18 protein-coding genes and 1 pseudogene are annotated in these 15,871 nt (G+C 70.9%); 5 read left to right on the top strand and 14 right to left on the bottom strand.

Annotated features, from left to right (window positions below; translation table 11 throughout):
• Positions 1–175, top strand: a 175-nt coding sequence (locus QH270_RS15155; protein ID WP_280342368.1) for a TetR/AcrR family transcriptional regulator C-terminal ligand-binding domain-containing protein, incomplete at its 5' end; no start/stop codon positions are given.
• A gap of 1 nt (position 176) precedes the next feature.
• Here the strand turns inward: QH270_RS15155 and ligD are convergent.
• From ligD to QH270_RS15140, 3 genes are all read right to left on the bottom strand, one after another.
• A complete protein-coding gene (gene ligD / locus QH270_RS15150) occupies positions 177–1,178 on the bottom strand; it encodes a non-homologous end-joining DNA ligase (RefSeq protein ID WP_280342366.1) in 1,002 nt (333 codons plus the stop codon).
• Positions 1,175–2,254, bottom strand: coding sequence for an ATP-dependent DNA ligase (locus QH270_RS15145; RefSeq protein WP_280342363.1), 1,080 nt, complete (start codon positions 2,252–2,254; stop codon positions 1,175–1,177). Before QH270_RS15145 ends, ligD begins: the two co-directional genes overlap by 4 nt.
• Positions 2,255–2,375: 121 nt before the next feature.
• On the bottom strand, positions 2,376–2,762 hold the full coding sequence (locus QH270_RS15140; protein WP_280342361.1) for a cold-shock protein: 387 nt from the start codon (positions 2,760–2,762) through the stop codon (positions 2,376–2,378).
• Positions 2,763–2,960: 198 nt separating this feature from the next.
• Here QH270_RS15140 and QH270_RS15135 point away from each other — a divergent pair, with 198 nt between their 5' ends.
• Positions 2,961–4,499: a condensation domain-containing protein gene (locus QH270_RS15135; protein ID WP_280342358.1), complete on the top strand. Its 1,539-nt coding sequence runs from the start codon at positions 2,961–2,963 to the stop codon at positions 4,497–4,499.
• A gap of 1 nt (position 4,500) precedes the next feature.
• Here the strand turns inward: QH270_RS15135 and QH270_RS15130 are convergent, their stop codons facing one another.
• The 6 genes from QH270_RS15130 to QH270_RS15105 form a co-directional block, all read right to left on the bottom strand.
• Positions 4,501–5,811 (bottom strand): pyridoxal-phosphate dependent enzyme, encoded by a 1,311-nt coding sequence (locus tag QH270_RS15130; RefSeq protein ID WP_280342356.1) that lies wholly within the window; start codon positions 5,809–5,811, stop codon positions 4,501–4,503.
• Positions 5,808–7,217, bottom strand: coding sequence for an alanine racemase (locus tag QH270_RS15125; protein ID WP_280342353.1), 1,410 nt, complete (start codon positions 7,215–7,217; stop codon positions 5,808–5,810). Before QH270_RS15125 ends, QH270_RS15130 begins: the two co-directional genes overlap by 4 nt.
• Positions 7,214–8,464: a heavy-metal-associated domain-containing protein gene (locus QH270_RS15120; protein ID WP_280342350.1), complete on the bottom strand. Its 1,251-nt coding sequence runs from the start codon at positions 8,462–8,464 to the stop codon at positions 7,214–7,216. Before QH270_RS15120 ends, QH270_RS15125 begins: the two co-directional genes overlap by 4 nt.
• A gap of 33 nt (positions 8,465–8,497) precedes the next feature.
• The gene (locus tag QH270_RS15115; RefSeq protein ID WP_280342348.1) at positions 8,498–9,769 is read right to left on the bottom strand and encodes an aminotransferase class V-fold PLP-dependent enzyme; all 1,272 of its coding nucleotides are present in this window, start codon (positions 9,767–9,769) and stop codon (positions 8,498–8,500) included.
• Between the two features lie 41 nt (positions 9,770–9,810).
• Positions 9,811–10,245: a CBS domain-containing protein gene (locus tag QH270_RS15110; RefSeq protein ID WP_232998745.1), complete on the bottom strand. Its 435-nt coding sequence runs from the start codon at positions 10,243–10,245 to the stop codon at positions 9,811–9,813.
• Positions 10,246–10,331: 86 nt separating this feature from the next.
• Positions 10,332–10,565: a hypothetical protein gene (locus tag QH270_RS15105; RefSeq protein WP_280342345.1), complete on the bottom strand. Its 234-nt coding sequence runs from the start codon at positions 10,563–10,565 to the stop codon at positions 10,332–10,334.
• Between the two features lie 364 nt (positions 10,566–10,929).
• Here QH270_RS15105 and QH270_RS15100 point away from each other — a divergent pair, with 364 nt between their 5' ends.
• The gene (locus QH270_RS15100; RefSeq protein WP_233001329.1) at positions 10,930–11,154 is read left to right on the top strand and encodes a DUF397 domain-containing protein; all 225 of its coding nucleotides are present in this window, start codon (positions 10,930–10,932) and stop codon (positions 11,152–11,154) included.
• A gap of 18 nt (positions 11,155–11,172) precedes the next feature.
• Complete coding sequence (locus QH270_RS15095) at positions 11,173–12,057, top strand: helix-turn-helix domain-containing protein (RefSeq protein ID WP_280342341.1); 885 nt, start codon at positions 11,173–11,175, stop codon at positions 12,055–12,057.
• 61 nt (positions 12,058–12,118) lie between these two features.
• Here QH270_RS15095 and QH270_RS15090 read toward each other — a convergent pair whose 3' ends face one another.
• The 4 genes from QH270_RS15090 to QH270_RS15075 all read right to left on the bottom strand — a co-directional run bounded on the left by QH270_RS15090 (position 12,119) and on the right by QH270_RS15075 (position 14,237).
• Positions 12,119–12,376: a hypothetical protein gene (locus QH270_RS15090; protein ID WP_110038717.1), complete on the bottom strand. Its 258-nt coding sequence runs from the start codon at positions 12,374–12,376 to the stop codon at positions 12,119–12,121.
• Between the two features lie 348 nt (positions 12,377–12,724).
• Complete coding sequence (locus QH270_RS15085; protein ID WP_280342338.1) at positions 12,725–13,381, bottom strand: SDR family oxidoreductase; 657 nt, start codon at positions 13,379–13,381, stop codon at positions 12,725–12,727.
• Positions 13,382–13,410: 29 nt separating this feature from the next.
• Positions 13,411–13,899, bottom strand: coding sequence for a DUF2599 domain-containing protein (locus QH270_RS15080; protein ID WP_280342335.1), 489 nt, complete (start codon positions 13,897–13,899; stop codon positions 13,411–13,413).
• A gap of 86 nt (positions 13,900–13,985) precedes the next feature.
• A complete protein-coding gene (locus tag QH270_RS15075) occupies positions 13,986–14,237 on the bottom strand; it encodes a hypothetical protein (protein ID WP_280342332.1) in 252 nt (83 codons plus the stop codon).
• A 217-nt stretch (positions 14,238–14,454) separates the two neighbouring features.
• Here QH270_RS15075 and QH270_RS15070 point away from each other — a divergent pair, with 217 nt between their 5' ends.
• The gene (locus tag QH270_RS15070) at positions 14,455–15,681 is read left to right on the top strand and encodes a lipase family protein (RefSeq protein ID WP_280342330.1); all 1,227 of its coding nucleotides are present in this window, start codon (positions 14,455–14,457) and stop codon (positions 15,679–15,681) included.
• Between the two features lie 55 nt (positions 15,682–15,736).
• Here the strand turns inward: QH270_RS15070 and QH270_RS15065 are convergent.
• Positions 15,737–15,871: pseudogene (locus tag QH270_RS15065) on the bottom strand (DUF2505 family protein); the annotation flags it as partial.

Genomic DNA, 15,871 nt, shown 5'->3' with positions numbered 1-15,871 from the left:
GGCCGTAGCCGCGGCCCGTGGCGAGGCGCGACCCGACGTCGACCTGGGGCTGTTCATCGAGATGGTGTTCGGCACCACCTTGATCGCGCTCGTCCTGGGCGGCCGCTCCGCGCTCGACGACGCCTGGGTCGACGGCCTGGTCAGCAGCCTCGTCGACGGCCTGGCGGTGCGCTGACTCAGTCGCCCTTCCTGGCCCGGCTCGGCTGTACCCGCGGCGGCTCGTTGGGCATCTTGGGATATTGCGGCGGCCACGGCGCGTCCATCATCCCGGCCGCCATGTCACGCTCCGACATCGCCAGCAGCGGCTCGATCGACTGCGGCGTGCGGTCGGCCCACGGATCGCCGCGCTCGGCCAGCCGGGCGGGAACGGTCGACAGGGTCAGCTCGTCGGGCACCACGGTGTCCAGATCATCCCAGGTGATCGGTGTCGAGACCTGGCCGCCGACCTTGGGCCGCACCGACCAGGCGCCGAACACGGTCTTGTGCGGCGCGTTCTGGTTGAAGTCGATGAACACGCGCGAGCCGCGTTCCTCCTTCCACCACTGGGCGGTGATCTCCTCGGGGTGCCTGCGCTCGAGCTCGCGGGCCAGCGCGACCGCGGCGGCCCGCACTTCGTAGCCGTCCCAGCGCGGTTCCAGCGCGGCGTAGATGTGCAGCCCGCGCGACCCGGAGGTCTTGATGCGGCAGTCGATCCCGAGTTCGGCGAGCAGCTCCCTGGTGCGCACGGCCGCGCGGCGCAGATCGTCGAAGCCGATGCCGGGCGAGGGATCCAGGTCGATCCGCAGCTCGTCGGCGATCGTCAGGTCGGGGACCTGGTTCGGCCAGACGTGGAAGCCGAGGCAGCCCTGGTTGACCGCCCACAGGATATGGGCGAGGTCGTGGGCGACGAGCGCGTCGCTGGTGGTGCCGTTGGGCGTGGACACCTCGACGGTACGCAACCAGTCCGGCGCCGACTTGGGCACCCGCTTCTGGAACCACGACTTGCCCGACGCACCGTCCGGATACCGCTCCAGCAGTAGCGGCCTGCCGCCGATGACGCCGAGCAGCGGCTCGGCGACGGCCTGGTAGTACCGAACCAGATCGAGCTTGGTCTCGCCGCGCTTGCTGAAGTAGACCTTGTCGGGATTGCTGATCGACAGCGCGCGCCCGTCGACCTCGACCTCGGTCGCCGCGCTCATCGGTCGCCGCCGAAGATCGCGCCGAGCTCGGCGGGGGCGACCTCGTCGAGCTGGGCGTAGGTGCACGAGTCGGGGGTGCGGTCCGAGCGGAACCGGACCAGCCGGCCGCCGTGCCGGAACCGCCCCGACTGCACGTGCTCGTAGCGCACCTCCGCGACCAGTTCCGGCCGCAGCGGCTCCCACGACAGGTCCTTGCCGCCGGTCCACCGGCTCACTCCGCCCGGCATCTTGCCCTCGGCGGTGGCCTGGGCGACCGCGTCGGCCCAGTTGCGCCACGGATGGTCGAGCAGGGCGTTCTCCCGCAGCGGCGCGAGCTCGCTGAGCAGTTCCTTGCGCCGGGCGGCGGTGAAGCTCGACGCGACGCCCACATGGTTGAGATTGCCCGCGTCGTCGAACAACCCGAGCAGCAGCGACCCGACGCCGGCGCCGTCCTTGTGCATCCGGTAGCCGGCGACAACGCAGTCGGCGGTGCGTTCGTGTTTGATCTTGAGCATCACCCGTTTGTCCTGCAGATAGGGCAGGTCGTCGGCCTTGGCCATCACGCCGTCGAAGCCGGCGCCCTCGAACCGGGTGAACCAGTCCTGGGCGACATCGGGATCGTGGGTGATCGGGGTGAGGTGGATCCGGCCCGGCGCCGCGTCGAGCAACTTCTCCAGCTCGGTGCGCCGCGCGGTGAACGGCTCGCTGGTCAGATCGCGATCGTCGACGGCGAGCAGATCGAAGGCGACGAAACTGGCCGGGGTCTCCGCGGCCAGCTTGTTCACCCGCGACGCCGCCGGGTGCAGCCGCTGCTGCAGGGTGTCGAAATCCAGCCCGTCGTCGGTGACGACCACGATCTCGCCGTCGACGACGCAGCGCTCGGGCAGCGCGGCCCGCAGCAGCTCGACCAGTTCGGGGAAGTACCGGGTCAGCGGGCGGTCGTTGCGTGACCCGAGTTCGATCTCGTCGCCGTCGCGGAACACCACACAGCGGAAGCCGTCCCACTTCGGTTCGTAGCTGAGCCCGGGCTCGCGCGGCAGCGACGGTGTCGACTTGGCCAGCATCGGGCGCACGGGCGGCATCACCGGTAGATCCATTCGATCCTCCTCGCGGGTGGGGTCACCCGTGTCGACGTCGCGGGCGCGGCCGATTCATCGGTGCGGGATCGATCGTAGGGCGACCCGCCGACACCGGCGCGGACCTCGGCGCCGCGTCGGCTCAGCCGTCGAGCCAGCCGTGTTCGTCGGCGAAGAGGGTGAAGCGCTCGCGGATGGTGATGATCTCGGCCGCGGTGAGCGCGGGCGAGGCCTCGAGCAACAGCTCGGTGATCTGCTGACGCAGTTCCTCCTGACCGAGCCGCCCGTTGGCACGATCCTTGCGCGTCTTCGGCGCGGGCGCCGGCGCGCCCACCGCGGTCAGGTTGATCGCCTTGGGGCCGCGATCGCCCTCGGTGACGTCGAATTCGAACAGGCGCCCCTGGCGCAGCTCGTCCTCGTCGAGGCCGATGTCGTTGACATGAACGAACACATCGGGCCCGCCGTCGTCGGGCCGGATGAACCCGAAACCCCGTGACCCGTCGAACGACACCAATTTCCCGATGGACACCGACCAGCTCCTCGCTCCGCTTCCCGAGCCACTCTAACGCGGCATTTGGGCGTTTTTCCGGGAAAGCGCCAGACCACGGCGACGGGCCGCCGCGACGCGGCCGGACCGACCTGGCATGGTCACGATGCGGTCACTGATTGTTCACATCCGCTCGTTAGCGTGCCGAATCTGTTCGAACTGGTGAGGAGGCTGCGACGCGTGTTCGACCCCGGGTCGGGGATGAGGTCGGGGGGATACGACGCCGCGCGCGGGGTGCTGACGGCGCACTCGCGTTCCGGGACGGAACCGGCGTGCTTCCGGCCGCCCACGCCGCCGGTGGTGGTGCTGGCGCCGCGGCCGCGCCCGGCGCGGGTGCCGCTGGCGCCCGCGCAGGAACGCATGTGGCACGCGGCCCGGCTCGGAAGGTCCGCGGACTGGAATGTGGCCAGCGCGATGCGCCTGCGTGGCGCCGAGGTCGACGCGACCGCCTTGCGGGCGGCGCTGGCGCTGCTGGTGGAACGGCACGAGCCGCTGCGCACCCGCTACCCGGCGACCGAGCAGGGCCCGGTCCAGCGGGTGGCCGCGATGGCCGACGTGGACCTGGACGTGACCGAGAAAGTCTGCACCGCGAGTGATCTCGGCGCGGCGGTCGCCGAGATCGCCGCGCGCCCGTTCGACCTCGCGCAGGACCTGCCGCTGCGCGCGGGGCTGTTCGTCCTCGGCCCCGGCGACGTGGTGCTCACGCTGGTCGTGCACCACATCTCCGTCGACGGCCGCTCGATGGGCCCGCTGGTCCGCGACTTGGTGACGGCGTATCTGGCCTGCCGGGCCGGGACGGCACCCCGGTGGGCGCCGCTGCCGGTCACCTACACCGACTACACGCTGTGGAAGCACGATCAGCTCGGCGAGTTCACCGACGAGTGGAGCCGGGCCACCCACCAGCTGCGGTACTGGGCGAACGCGCTGGCCGGGCGTCCCGCGCTGCTTGATCTGCCCACGCGGCACCACGTGTCACCGCCGCCGGACCCGGCCGCGGGGGCGCTGGTTCCGGTCGCGTTCGACGCGCGCACCCACGCGGGCCTGCTGCTGCTCGCCCAGCAGCGACGGGCGAGCTTGTTCATGGTGCTGCAGGCCGCGTTCGCGCTCGCGGTGGGCGCGTTCGCGCGCAGCGCCGATGTCACCGTGGCCACCGCGGTGCCCGGCCGCGATCACCGCCTGCTCGACGATCTGGTGGGCAACTTCTCCGACGACGTGCTGCTGCGGGTGCGCCTCGACCGTGCCGGCGATGTCGACGAACTCGTCGATCAGGTGCGCCGGGTGGCCCTGGCGGCCTACGCCCACCCCGACACCCCCGCGCCCCGGCTCAAGCGCTGCCTGCTCCAGGACGCGGCATTGCCGCTGTTCCAGGCCACGCTGATCCTGCAGCGCGCGCGGGCGTCGCACCCGGAACCCGCTGCCGCACCGGGCTTGTCGATCACCGAGGTGCCGACGGGGGTGGTGCGTGCCAAGCACGATCTCGAGTTCGGACTGACCGACCGCTACGACCCGGCGGGCGCGCCAGCCGGGATCGACGGGTCGTTCCGGTATCCGATCGCGCGCTTCGACGACGACACCGCGCGCCGCTTCGTCGACCGGTTCACCGCGATCGCGCGGCTGCTGGCCGAGGGCTATCGCGGACCGCTGCCCGCCCTGCTGGCCGCGACGAGCGACCGGTCCCCGGTGGCGACCGCGCGCCGGGCCGCCCGGGTGCTGGTGTGATTCAGCCGCCACGCTCGAGCGGATACCCCGCGTCGCGCCACGCGACGATGCCGCCCGCGAGGCTGAACGCGTCGTAACCGGCGCGATGGGCCAGCGCGGCGAACCGGAGCGAGGCCTCCCCGACCGGGCACACGAACACCACGGGCCGGGAGCGCGGGAACGGCATGCCCTGGGCGAGCATCTCGTCGAGGTGGTCGTCGCGGATATTGAGCGCGCCGGGCACGTGCCCGACGCGATAGGCCATCGCCCCCCGGGTGTCGACGACGGCCGGCCTCCCGGTCCGGTCCAGTTCGGCCAGCTCGGCGGGGGTGAGGGTGGGCGCGGTCGAAGTGTCGGGCGGGTCGGGCGCCGGGGCCTGGCCGAACAGGTCGGGTCGCCGTTTGGCGAAGTACGACAGGTAGGGCTCGAGCCGGTCGCACACGATCAGCACCGCGACCAGCGGCCTGCCCGCCGGGCGCGGTGCGACGGCCAGCGTGCGCAGCAACGCGGCGTAGCCGGCGCCACTGGTCGGTCCGGCCAGCACACCGTAGCCGCGGATCAGCGCGAGGGTGCCCTCGATGGCGCTCGCCGAGTCGATGGTGACGATCTCGTCGTAGAAGCCGGGCTCGAACAGCCCGACCTCCCACATCTCGCGCTCGGAGCGGATGCCGGGGATGAAATCGACGCGGTCCGAGACCACCCCGATCGTGCGGAGGCCCGGATGGTGGCGCAGCAGCGTGGTCGCGGTGCCGCGAGTGGAGCCCGTGGTGCCGAGGCCGCCGACGAGGTAGTCCAGGTGCGGGATGCCCGCCGCGGCGAGGTCGGCGGCGATCTCGGCGCCGGTCCCGTCGCGGTGGGCCTCGATATTGCGCTCGTTGGTGTACTGCGAGGGATGGAACCAGCGGCCGGGCGCCTGCCCGGTGGTCTGCGCGATGACCGCCGAGACATCGTCGGCGGCATGGGGATCGGGGCATTCCGAGAGTCCGGGCAGTTCCACGATCTCGGTGTCGAGCAGCTGCAGCAGCTGCCTGACCTCGGCCACCCGGATCCGGTTGGTGACCGCCCGCAACGGAATGCCGTGCAGCGCGCCGAGCACGCGCAGCGCCTTGGCGGTGTTGCCGCTGGAGGCCTCGATGAACGATTGTCCGCCGGCCGCGACGCGCTCCACCTCGGCGCGGATCATGGCCCACGCGACGCGGTCCTTGACCGACCCGAACGGATTGTGCGATTCCAGTTTCGCGTACAGCTCCACCCCGGTCAGCCCGTGCGCGGCGGCATCGAGACGCAACAGCGGCGTGTCGCCGATGAGCTCGGTGATGTGGGTGTAGATCATCGCGGCACCGTCGCCTCGGGCCGGTACTCCGCGTCGGGGCACAGCGCGAACCCGCTGTCGCGCCGCAGCACAGCGACTTTCGCCGGTTCGGGGTGCATGCCGGCGCGCGCCGCGGACAGATCCGTGTGGTACGCGGCGGTATTGGCGAACACCACCGTGTCGCCCGGCTCGGGCAGCGCCTCGACGCGGACCTGACGCTGGGTGATCAGGTCCCGCTCCAGGCACAGGTGCCCGGCGAAATACACGCCGACGGGCGCCGCGGGTGGGGCGTCGGTGAGCACGATCGGATCGATGAGCACCTCCTGGTCGGCGGCGGTGACGGTGTCGCGGCTCAGGTCCAGGTGGACGAGCGTGGCACCGGTGCCCGCGCGCTTGACGAATTCGACCGTGGCCAGCGTGATCCCGGCCTGATCGACCAACGCCTTGCCCGGTTCCAGCCACAGGTCGAGCAGATTGTCGGCGAGCACCCGGCCCAGCGCGCGGCCGTCGTGTCCCGGCAGCGGCGCGGCGAGCAGGTCGCCGAGCATGGTGGCCGCGGACTCGGTATTGGCGTACTTGTGGAACACCGGCGCACCGTGGACCGCGCCGTCGGCCACGTGGTAGCCGAAGGTGTTGCCGCCCCAGTGCATTCGAGGACCCGTGCCGAGCAGACCGGCGCGCAGGGCCGCGTCGTACCGATCGTAGGCGGCCGCGTCGGCGGTGAAGACCTGGCGCAGGCCGCCGCCGATGTCGAGCACGCTCGGGGTCAGCCCGTGGTCGTAGGCGCGTTCGACCAGCCGCAGGCACTCCGCGACCGCGCGCACCCGCTCGGCGGTCGCCGCCGTGTCGAGATGGAAGGCGAAGCCGAGCAGCCGCAGGCGGTCTCGATGCCGGGTCAGGATCTCGAACGCCGCGCCCATGTCCGCGAGATCGATGCCGAACCTGCTCACCGCGCTGCCGGGGAAGCCGGAGGTCCGCAGCAGCACCGGCGCCGGCACCGTGGCCTCGGCGAGTGCCCGGAGTTCCCACAGGTTGTCGACATTGACCGTCACCCCGGCGTCGAGTACCGCCCGCAGCATGGCCGCGCCCTTGGGGCCGGTGGCCTCGATCCGCTCGGCGGGAAAGCCCGCGGCCAGCGCGGAGCGCAGTTCGGGCGCCGAGGAGACATCGATGGCGATGTCCGTCGCGGCGGCGGTGCGCGCGAAGGCGGCCGACCGATTCACCTTGTGCGCGTAGCAGATCCGCGCGGACGGGGCGGCCGCATCCAGCACGGCGCGCAGCCCGGCCAGGTTCGCGGCGAACACCTGCGGAAACACCAGGTGCACCGGCGAGCCGAACCGGCGCAGCGCCGCGCGCACGGCGCCACGATCGGCGAGGAACTCCGCGACCAGGGGATGCACCGCGGCGGGGACGGCGGGCGGGGTCATCCCACCGCCGCGCCGGGCGCCTGCGCGGAGGCCTCGTCGACCGGGTTGTAGCCGCCGTCGCGCAACGCCTCGAACACCCGGAAGCGGTGGCGGGGACTGCGGATCCGGGCGACCACGCGCTTGGACTCCAGATCGATCTCCACCACCGGGATCTCCATCGAGGTCAACAGGGCGGTGATCGTGCGCACGCAGTGCCGGCAGCTCATGTCCGGCACGTAGAACACGCCGTCGTCGCCGTGCGCGTCGGTGAGCTCCGGCTCGGCGTCGTCCTGGACCACGGTGACCGTCGGCGCCAGCGCCGCGAAGGTCTCGACGAACCGGTCGACCACCGTCGCCAGCAGGTGCACCGAGCGGCCCTCGATCGGGTGCGGTGCGGCCGCCAGACAGGCGGGCCGGGTTCCGGTCGGCAGCAACGCGTATTGGCGCGAGATCAGGTCCAGGTCGTCGTGGTACTTGGCCACGGCGGCCTCGGTGCCGAGACCCTCCTCGGTCGTGGCCCTGCGCATCACGGCCCTGGCGTCGGCGAGGGTGGCGTCCTTCATCGCCCGCAGCACCGCGATCGTCTCGGGGGAGTAGCGCACGCTGCCGTCGGGCTGGGTGACCAGCCGCACCGGGATCATCCCGCGCCGGAACGTCGAAGCCTGCAACTCCCAGAACCAGCGCGCGGCCACGGCGGCGAAGATGCCGGAATCACGCATGCCCTCGGCGAATTCGACGATTCCGCGATAGGGCGTGTCCGCGGCGACGAGCCCGTGCTGCGCCAGCGCGCGCCCGGTGGCCTCGACGCCGACCCGGAAGATCTCGTGCGGCTCGTGATCGGTGGTCGTGGCCGCGAGTACCGCGAGATCCCGTTCCGGCAGGGCGGCCGATCGGGCGGGCAGCTCCGACGCCGCCAGCGCACGCCACAGCGCCAGCACGGTCTCGCGCGCGACCACCGACAGTTCCGGACCGGCACCCTCGGTGCGGAAGTACCCGGTGTTGGGCACCCCCGCGCTGTCGGTCCAGGTGAGTCGATGGGTCGCGCTGGTCACCTGCTCCGGGCGGCAGGGCCGCATGAACCGCTCGAGATACATCCGCTGTGACTGGGTCAGCGCACCGTCCGGTTCGGGCCGTAACGGCGTGGCGCGGAAAGTGATCCGCACGGGTACGGCGGGCTCGGCGGCCGCGAAGATCCCCGGTGCGGCCACCCCGGCCAGTATCCGCGACGCGGCGCGGCGGTCGTACTGCGGCGTGGGATCGATGCCCATCGGTGCTCCTCGGGTCGGCGGACAGGGGAGTGTTCAGGACCCGGCGAGGCGGGCCACGCAGGCGACGAACCGATCGATCTCGTCGAGAGTGTTGTAGAGGTGGGTGCTCACCCGCACCGACCCCGCGCCGGGCTCGGCCGAGGGCACGCAGTGCGCGCCGGTGCGGACCAGGAAACCGGCGTCGGCCAGGACGAAGCCGAGGTCGGCGGCGCTGATGCCGTCGAGGGTGAACGAGACGATCCCGTACCCCACCGCGCACCCGGCGTGCGCGGGCCCCGGCAGGAACTCGAGCCCGGGCACCGGGCGCAGGCCCTCGATCAGCCGCTGGGTCAGCACGCGATTGTGCGCGGCCACCGCCGTCGGATCGAGCTCGTCGAGGAGATCGAACGCCGGTGCCAGCGAGAGGATTCCGGGAATGTTGTGGGTGCCGCCCTCCAGCAGGCCCGGCATTCCCGAACCGACCAGTCCGTCCGTACCGACGCGAACCCCCGAGTGCCCGCCGGGCAGGAACGGCCGCAGCCGGTCGTGCACCCGCCGATGGCAGTACAGCAGGCCGACGCCCGGCGCCGCGAACATCTTGTGCCCGGCGAACACCGCGAAATCGGCGCCGAGATCGAGCACGTCGACCGGCAGGTGGCTACCGCTCTGCGAGCAGTCGAAGCACAGCAGGATGGCCGGATCGATCCGGCCGCGCAGTTCCTCGAGCGTGCTCAGGCCGCCGTAGACGTGATGCAGGTGGCTGGTGGTGATCAGCCGGGTACGCGGGCTCACCTGGGCGAGGATGTCGTCGACGTCGGCCTCCCCGGCGGCCGTGCTGCGGTAGGGCCGCAGCACGATCCGGCGCCCGAACCGGGCCATGGTGTCGCGCAGGTGGTGCCACGGCAGCACATTCGCCGCGTGGTCGGCGGGGTTGTAGAGGATCTCGTCGCCGTCGTCGAGGGTGGCCAGGCCCCAGCTGTGCGCGATCGCGCCCAGTGCCGCGGTGGCGCCGGCGGTGAAGACGATCTCGTCCGGATGCCGCGCGCCGACGAAAGCGGCGGCCCTGCCCCGGATCGCCTCGATCCGCGCCGCCAGCGAGGTGGCCCACCCGTAGGTGCCGCGACCCGCGTTGGCGGTGTGCCTGGCGTGGTAGGCGGTCACGGCCGCGATCACCGTGTCGGGCTTCTGCGTCGTCGCCGCGCTGTCCAGATACACCACCGCCGGATCGGCCAGTGCCGGAAAGCGGTCACGCACGGACGCGGGGACCGGGGTGGGCGCGTGCGAGGTCACCGGGACGGCTTCGAGCGCGGGCCGGACGGGGTGCACCTGATCAACGATACGCGCGGCCAACGGATTTCGGCTCGCGGTCAGTACCTGCCCTGCAGATAGTCGACGAGATGACCGCGCTCGGTGGCGAGTTCGGTGATCTCGCTCTTCACCACGTCACCGATGCTGACGATGCCCACCAGCCGGTCGCCGTCGACGACCGGCATGTGCCGGATCCGGTGCTCGGTCATCAGACCGTGCAGCGAGGCCACGTGATCATCGGGCGCGCAGGTACGGACCCGCTCGGTCATGATCTCGGTGACCGGCCGGTCGAGCAGGTCGGCGCCACGCCGGTGCAGGTGCCGGACCACATCACGTTCGGAGACGATGCCGCTGATGGACGCGCCGTCGGGGGAGACGAGCACGGCGCCGATGTTGCGCTCGGCGAGGACGGCCAGCAGGGCGCGCACAGTGGTGTCCGGGGGCACCGTCGTCACCGTGGTGCCCTTGTTGCGCAGGATCTCCGCTATCCGCATGTGCCGCTCACCTGTGTCGCGCCGGTATCCCTGTCCAGGATGCCTCGGCGGCGACACGCTGACCAGCACGAAGACGTCACAACCGGTTATTCGTCGTCCAGCCCCGCCGACAGATAGGCGGCCGCGGCCAGCCACTGGCGGCACTGCGGACCGTGGACGTCGTGCTGGGCGAGCAGGTCGCGGGCCTGCCGATAGGTGAGACCGTGCGGTTCCTCGCCGCAGGATCCGGACGGGGTCGCGGCCGCGCCGAGGTACCGCGGGACCTCGAGGCCGGCGGTGCCGGCCTGGACCCGGTGGGGTGTTCGAAACGGCGTACTCATTCGAGGCCCCTCGCATCCTGCAGGGGAAGGCGGGTGCGGCGGGTGCTCGCCGACGTACCTCCCGTGATCTTGCTGCCCGAGTCTACGGCGCCGTCGTTTGCAGATGCAAGAACATCTGCACGCTCGAAGTGGGCGTGTCGCGCCGTAGAAGGGGTTGTGGCACTGCGGAATTCAGGGGACTGGACGTCACCTACCGGGGGCGCTCCGAGATCGTGGCCCCGGGTAAGTACCGACCGGTGCGCGGCTATGTGAACCGTGTTAATCTCCCGGGCGAACAGTGCAGATGCAAGAACATCTGCGCGTACATCTGCAAGTTTCGTACCGATGGTCATCATTCGAGATCGAGGAGTGTGGCGTGTCCGGAATGCACCATGATCAGCGCGAACGCCCGGCAGACGGCGCCTGGCGCAAGAGCACGTTCAGCAACCCCAGCGGCAACTGCGTCGAGGTGGCCGAAGCGTCGGACGGATCGGTGGCCGTGCGCAACTCGCGCGACCCCCAGGGGTCGGTGCTCTTCTACACCCGGCCCGAGATCGACGCGTTCATCCGCGGCGCGAAGGCCGGAGAGTTCGACTACCTGACCCGGTGATCGGTAATATCACCGTCCATGACGGCTGAACCCGACGAGATCGGTCGCGTGCAACCCGTTGTCGATCGCGGCCCCACCGTGCTGCGCATCGCCCTCGGTGGTCAGTTGCGCAAACTGCGCGAGAGCAAGGGGATCACCCGCGAGGCCGCGGGCGACGCGATTCGTGGCTCACATGCCAAGATCAGCCGGCTCGAACTGGGACGCACCGGATTCAAGGAACGCGATATCCGCGATCTGCTCACGCTCTACGGCGTTCACGACACCGTAGAGCGTGAGTCGTTCTTCGAGCTCGCGCGGCAGGCGAGCGAGCCGGGATGGTGGCACCGCTACAGCGATCTGCTGCCCTCGTGGTTCAGCACCTACCTCGGGCTCGAGCAGGCGGCGAGCCAGATCCGTACCTACGAGGCGCAGTTGGTGCCCGGCCTGCTGCAGACGCCGGAATACACCAGGGCGATCGTCACGCTCGGTTTCGACGACGCCGACACCGAACGCCGCGTCCAGGTCCGCCAGCTGCGTCAGGACGTGCTGCGCCGGGTCGATCCGCCGATCGTGTGGGCCGTGATCGACGAGGCGGTGCTGCACCGCCCGATCGGTGGCCGTGAGGTCCATCGTGCGCAGCTGCGCTATCTCGCCGAGCTGTCCGAGCTGCCACACGTCACGGTGCAGGTGCTGCCGTACTCGGCGGGCGGGCATGCCGCGGCGGGGAGTTCGTTCAGCATTCTGCGTTTCGCCGAGCCGGAGCTGCCCGACATCGTCTACCTCGAACAGCTGACCAGCGCGCTGTACCTCGAGCGCAGGCAGGATCTGGCGCTGTACCTGTCGGTGATGGATCAGCTCAGTGTGCAGGCGGCGCGCCCGGACCGGTCGCGGGAGATTCTGCTGGAATACGCCGATCGCGTCTGATCGCAGGCGGAAAAGCGCGGAAAAGGATGGCGGACGCTCGGTCCGCCATCCTTTTCTTTGTTCAGTAGCGGATACAGCCCGCGGCGATGCGCCAGAAAGTATCGGGAGTCAGTGTTTGCAGATCCCAATCGTCGGCCAATTCGTGCGCGGTGGTCACGATCCGGTCGATATCGAAATCATTACGGGTCGCCGCGCCGGTGGATTCCACGGCATCGATGACATAGGCGACCGCGGTTTCTCTGGAGCACCGCCCGGTGACGGGGTGGACGGTGGTCGCTGCGCGATCAGCGAGGCCGGAACGGCCATTGGTGTTGTTCATGTGAACGCCCCTGTGTGTAGACAGTGGCAAACCAGAGGCAAACATAGCCCCGGGTGTGCCGCTCGCGGCCTCCCCTGACTTTCCCCTCAATTGTGTTGCGGCCCTGAGTTTAGGACTAGGACACTTTCACTTGCAAGCACATCTGCAAGATCGATTCCGTCTCGATGCGGGGCGTTTCCCGGCTTCTGAGCGGCGAATCCGCGCGTGTGCCACCGGGTTCGCCGGTCGTGTCGAGCGGAAAGGGCCGTGACCGGCGGATCGCCGCGCATCCGGCGGTCGCGGGGTGCGGGCGCGCTCCCACGGCCCGCCGCCCACCAGTCGAATTCCGTTGTGATAGTTAATTTTAAGCTATCGAATTGCCGACACGGCGGCGGAAATCGGATCGGTCCCGGAGACCAGTTCCAGGGTGTGTCGAAAAGTGTTGTCCGCGACCAAGATCGACGCGATCGTCGCGGCGACGTCGGCGCGCGGGATCGGGCCGCGCGAAATCGGCGGTGAGCCGAGCGTGACCAGACCGTTGCCTTCCTCGTCGGTGAGCATGCCGGGCCGAAGAATGGTCCAGTCCAGCGCCCGCCCGCGCAGATCCTCCTCCGCGCGGGTCTTGGCATCGATGTAGGCCGCCCAGACCTCGTCGGTCCCCTCGGCGGGCGGTCGGCCCGCGCCCATGGTGGAGATCTGCACGAAGCGGCGCACCCCGGTCTGCTCGGCGGCGTCGGCCAGCTGAACCGAGCCGTTGAGGTCGACGGTGTACTTGCGCGCGGCGCCGCTGCCCGGCCCAGCGCCTGCGGCGAACACCACGGCATCGGCGCCGGCCACCTCGGCGGCGAGATCGGCGGTCGAATCGCGCTCCATGTCGAAGATGACCGGAACACCACCGGTCGCGGTGATGTCGGCGGCCTGGCCGGGGTCGCGGATCAGAGCGTGCACCCGGTCGCCGCGACGAGTCAGCAGCCGGGCCAGCGCCAGAGCGATCTTGCCGTGTCCACCGGCGACGACGATGCGCATGCGTGTTCCTTTCAGGCGGGTCGGCGACCTCAGCGTTCCGGGCCGCCGGGATTGCAGTTCGCCGACACCGTCGCCGAATAGCCGACGGCGGGTCGCCACGGTTCCAGATTCCAGCTCGGTTTGTCGGGCGCCACCATCCTCGCCCACACCCAGTGGCAGACGAGCTGGTCCCGCATGCCCGGCGCGTCGGCGGCGGGGTCGAGGGCGAGCACCTCCTGCCACGCGAGCTCGTCCGCGCCGGGGGCGGCGGTGCGCCTGCCCGCGATGGTCGGGACGACGAGCAGTCGTGCGCCGTCGACGTTCTCGGTCCAGCGCACGTGATCGATCAGGGGCAGCCCAGCGTAGGGGTCGACCGTCGTGGTCGGCGGCGCGATCGTGACGGGCGGCTTGCTCGTCGGCCGGACGCTGGTGGTCGTCGTGGGGGCGGCGTCGCCGGGCTCCTCGTCGGTGGGGGATCCGCAGCCGGCGAGCACGGTCGTCAGCGCGATGGCCGGTATCGCCGCGTACCGCCGTATCACCGAGGTGCCTCCCGTCGTCCCGCCGTGCGGCCGGGACGCGACCGCCCGACCAGCCTAGTGCGGCGGGCCGGGCGGGGCCGGTGCGGTCAGTGCCAGAGCGAGCGGCAGGGGAGCCTGCGCATCCCGGGGCCGACCCGGCCGTCGACGGTCACCATCAGCCCGGCCTGCACGGCCGCGGAGGTGAACTCCCAGGTCTCGGCGGGGGTGGCGGCGTATTCCAGCGCCAGGGCGTCCTGTGGAGTCGGGCCGTCGAAGTAGACCGTGATCCGGCGGGTCGGTATCTCGGTCAGATCGATGCGGTGGGGGGTGGCGGCGATGTTCTCGTCGATGGGAATCATGGCGTGCTCCTTTCGCCCCGGCGCTGAGAGCGCCTGTTACCAGACGGTAGGGCCCGCGCCATCGAGAGGAACATGTTCCTGGCGCAGCTTGCCTCCGGTCACAAGGCCGCCGGTCAGACGTTGTGAGCTCCGCCGATGTCGTTCGGTTGCGGTTCCGGCGGGCCACGCTACCGGCCAGTATCAGTGGCGACGGCAGCGACACGGGAGGACGAGCCGGATGATCTTGATTCCCGCGGCACGACGCGCTCGGCCGCGCCGGACGGTGCTGGCCGTGGCGGCCGCCCTGGCGCTGGTGAGCGTCCCCGCGACCGCCCATGCGGCGCCGCTCTACCCGCACGCCGATCCCGACCCCTTCTACGCCCAGCCCGCCGATCTGTCCGGCAGCGCACCCGGCGACGTGCTCGACGTACGGCCGATGCCGCCGCTGCCGATGTTCCCCGACACCACCGTCACCCTGGTGAAGTTCCGGTCGACGAACTCGACCGGCGACCCGATCGCCGCGACCACCACGGTGCTGCAACCGGTGAACCACCGCCCCGACGCCCCCGTACTGTCGTATCAGCACATCATCAACGGTCTGGGCGTGCAGTGCTCGGTGTCGAAGGTGCTCTACACCCAGGACCCGAATCTGATGGTGCGTGAAGCCGTCGCGTGGAACTTCGCGTTGCGCCGCGGGTGGACCATGGCGTTGCCCGATCACCTCGGACCCACCTTCGCCTACGGCGCGGCCAAGCTGGGCGGTCAGGTGACCCTCGACGGGATCAAGGCGGTCCGCCAGGTCGAGCAGCTGCGGGTCGCGGGCAGCCGGGTCGCGATGGCGGGCTACTCCGGCGGCGGCATGGCGACGGCGTGGGCGGCGGCGCTGCAGCCCACCTATGCCCCCGACGTGGAGATCGCGGGCGCCGCCATGGGCGGGGTGCCGATGAATCTGGTGTCGATGCTGGAGGGACTCGGCTTCGGCAGGCACCCGGTCTTCGGACTGGCGCTGGCCGCGGGTATCGGACTGGAACGCGAGTACCCGCAACGCTTTCCGATCAGCGAGCAGATGAACGCCAGCGGCTTGGCCGCCCGCGCCTCGATCGCCGACGCCTGCACCAACGACATCCTCGGCGCCGGCGCCGGCCGCGGCATCCTCGACTTCGCCGCGACGACCTCGCTGGTCGAGGACCCGCAGGCCCGCGCGGTGGTGGAGGAGAACAGTCTCGAGCTGTATCCCGGCACGCCGACGATGCCGGTGTTCGAATGGCATTCACCGATCGACGCCCTCATCCCGGTCGACGCGATCACCGCGACGACACGGCGGTGGTGCGCGGCGGGCACCCCGGTGGTCACCGAATCGACGCCGACACCAGACCATCTGACCGCGGCCGTGCTCGGTCTACCCTCCGCGCTGCGGTGGCTCGACGCGCGGCTGCAGGGGGAACCGGCGCCCAGCACCTGCTGAGCCCGGGGATGATCGGCCCCGGGGCCCCCGCCCCCCCCCCGGACCCGGGCGCGCGCCCCGAGGTGGTGGGGAACAGCCGGATGGTGCCGTTGAGGCTGCCGGGCCCGGCCGGGATGGACGCGGAGAAGCGGCCCTCGGTCTCGTCGTGGGCGAAGCGGCCCCAGCCCTCCTTGCGGGTGATGACCATGTC

The organism is Nocardia neocaledoniensis (genome assembly GCF_029868625.1).
In the GTDB taxonomy this organism is placed as follows: domain Bacteria; phylum Actinomycetota; class Actinomycetes; order Mycobacteriales; family Mycobacteriaceae; genus Nocardia; species Nocardia neocaledoniensis_A.
Note: the sequence above shows the minus strand (reverse complement) of the source record. Positions and strands in the feature narration are given on the sequence as shown.

What these genes read in the sequence shown, in the direction of transcription:
- ligD (WP_280342366.1), bottom strand. Translation starts at nt 1,178, where the DNA reads ATGAGCGCGGCGACCGAGGTCGAGGTCGACGGGCGCGCGCTGTCGATC.
- QH270_RS15145 (WP_280342363.1), bottom strand. Translation starts at nt 2,254, where the DNA reads ATGGATCTACCGGTGATGCCGCCCGTGCGCCCGATGCTGGCCAAGTCG.
- QH270_RS15130 (WP_280342356.1), bottom strand. Translation starts at nt 5,811, where the DNA reads ATGATCTACACCCACATCACCGAGCTCATCGGCGACACGCCGCTGTTG.
- QH270_RS15125 (WP_280342353.1), bottom strand. Translation starts at nt 7,217, where the DNA reads ATGACCCCGCCCGCCGTCCCCGCCGCGGTGCATCCCCTGGTCGCGGAG.
- QH270_RS15120 (WP_280342350.1), bottom strand. Translation starts at nt 8,464, where the DNA reads ATGGGCATCGATCCCACGCCGCAGTACGACCGCCGCGCCGCGTCGCGG.
- QH270_RS15110 (WP_232998745.1), bottom strand. Translation starts at nt 10,245, where the DNA reads ATGCGGATAGCGGAGATCCTGCGCAACAAGGGCACCACGGTGACGACG.
- QH270_RS15105 (WP_280342345.1), bottom strand. Translation starts at nt 10,565, where the DNA reads ATGAGTACGCCGTTTCGAACACCCCACCGGGTCCAGGCCGGCACCGCC.
- QH270_RS15100 (WP_233001329.1), top strand. Translation starts at nt 10,930, where the DNA reads ATGCACCATGATCAGCGCGAACGCCCGGCAGACGGCGCCTGGCGCAAG.
- QH270_RS15095 (WP_280342341.1), top strand. Translation starts at nt 11,173, where the DNA reads ATGACGGCTGAACCCGACGAGATCGGTCGCGTGCAACCCGTTGTCGAT.
- QH270_RS15090 (WP_110038717.1), bottom strand. Translation starts at nt 12,376, where the DNA reads ATGAACAACACCAATGGCCGTTCCGGCCTCGCTGATCGCGCAGCGACC.
- QH270_RS15085 (WP_280342338.1), bottom strand. Translation starts at nt 13,381, where the DNA reads ATGCGCATCGTCGTCGCCGGTGGACACGGCAAGATCGCTCTGGCGCTG.
- QH270_RS15075 (WP_280342332.1), bottom strand. Translation starts at nt 14,237, where the DNA reads ATGATTCCCATCGACGAGAACATCGCCGCCACCCCCCACCGCATCGAT.
- QH270_RS15070 (WP_280342330.1), top strand. Translation starts at nt 14,455, where the DNA reads ATGATCTTGATTCCCGCGGCACGACGCGCTCGGCCGCGCCGGACGGTG.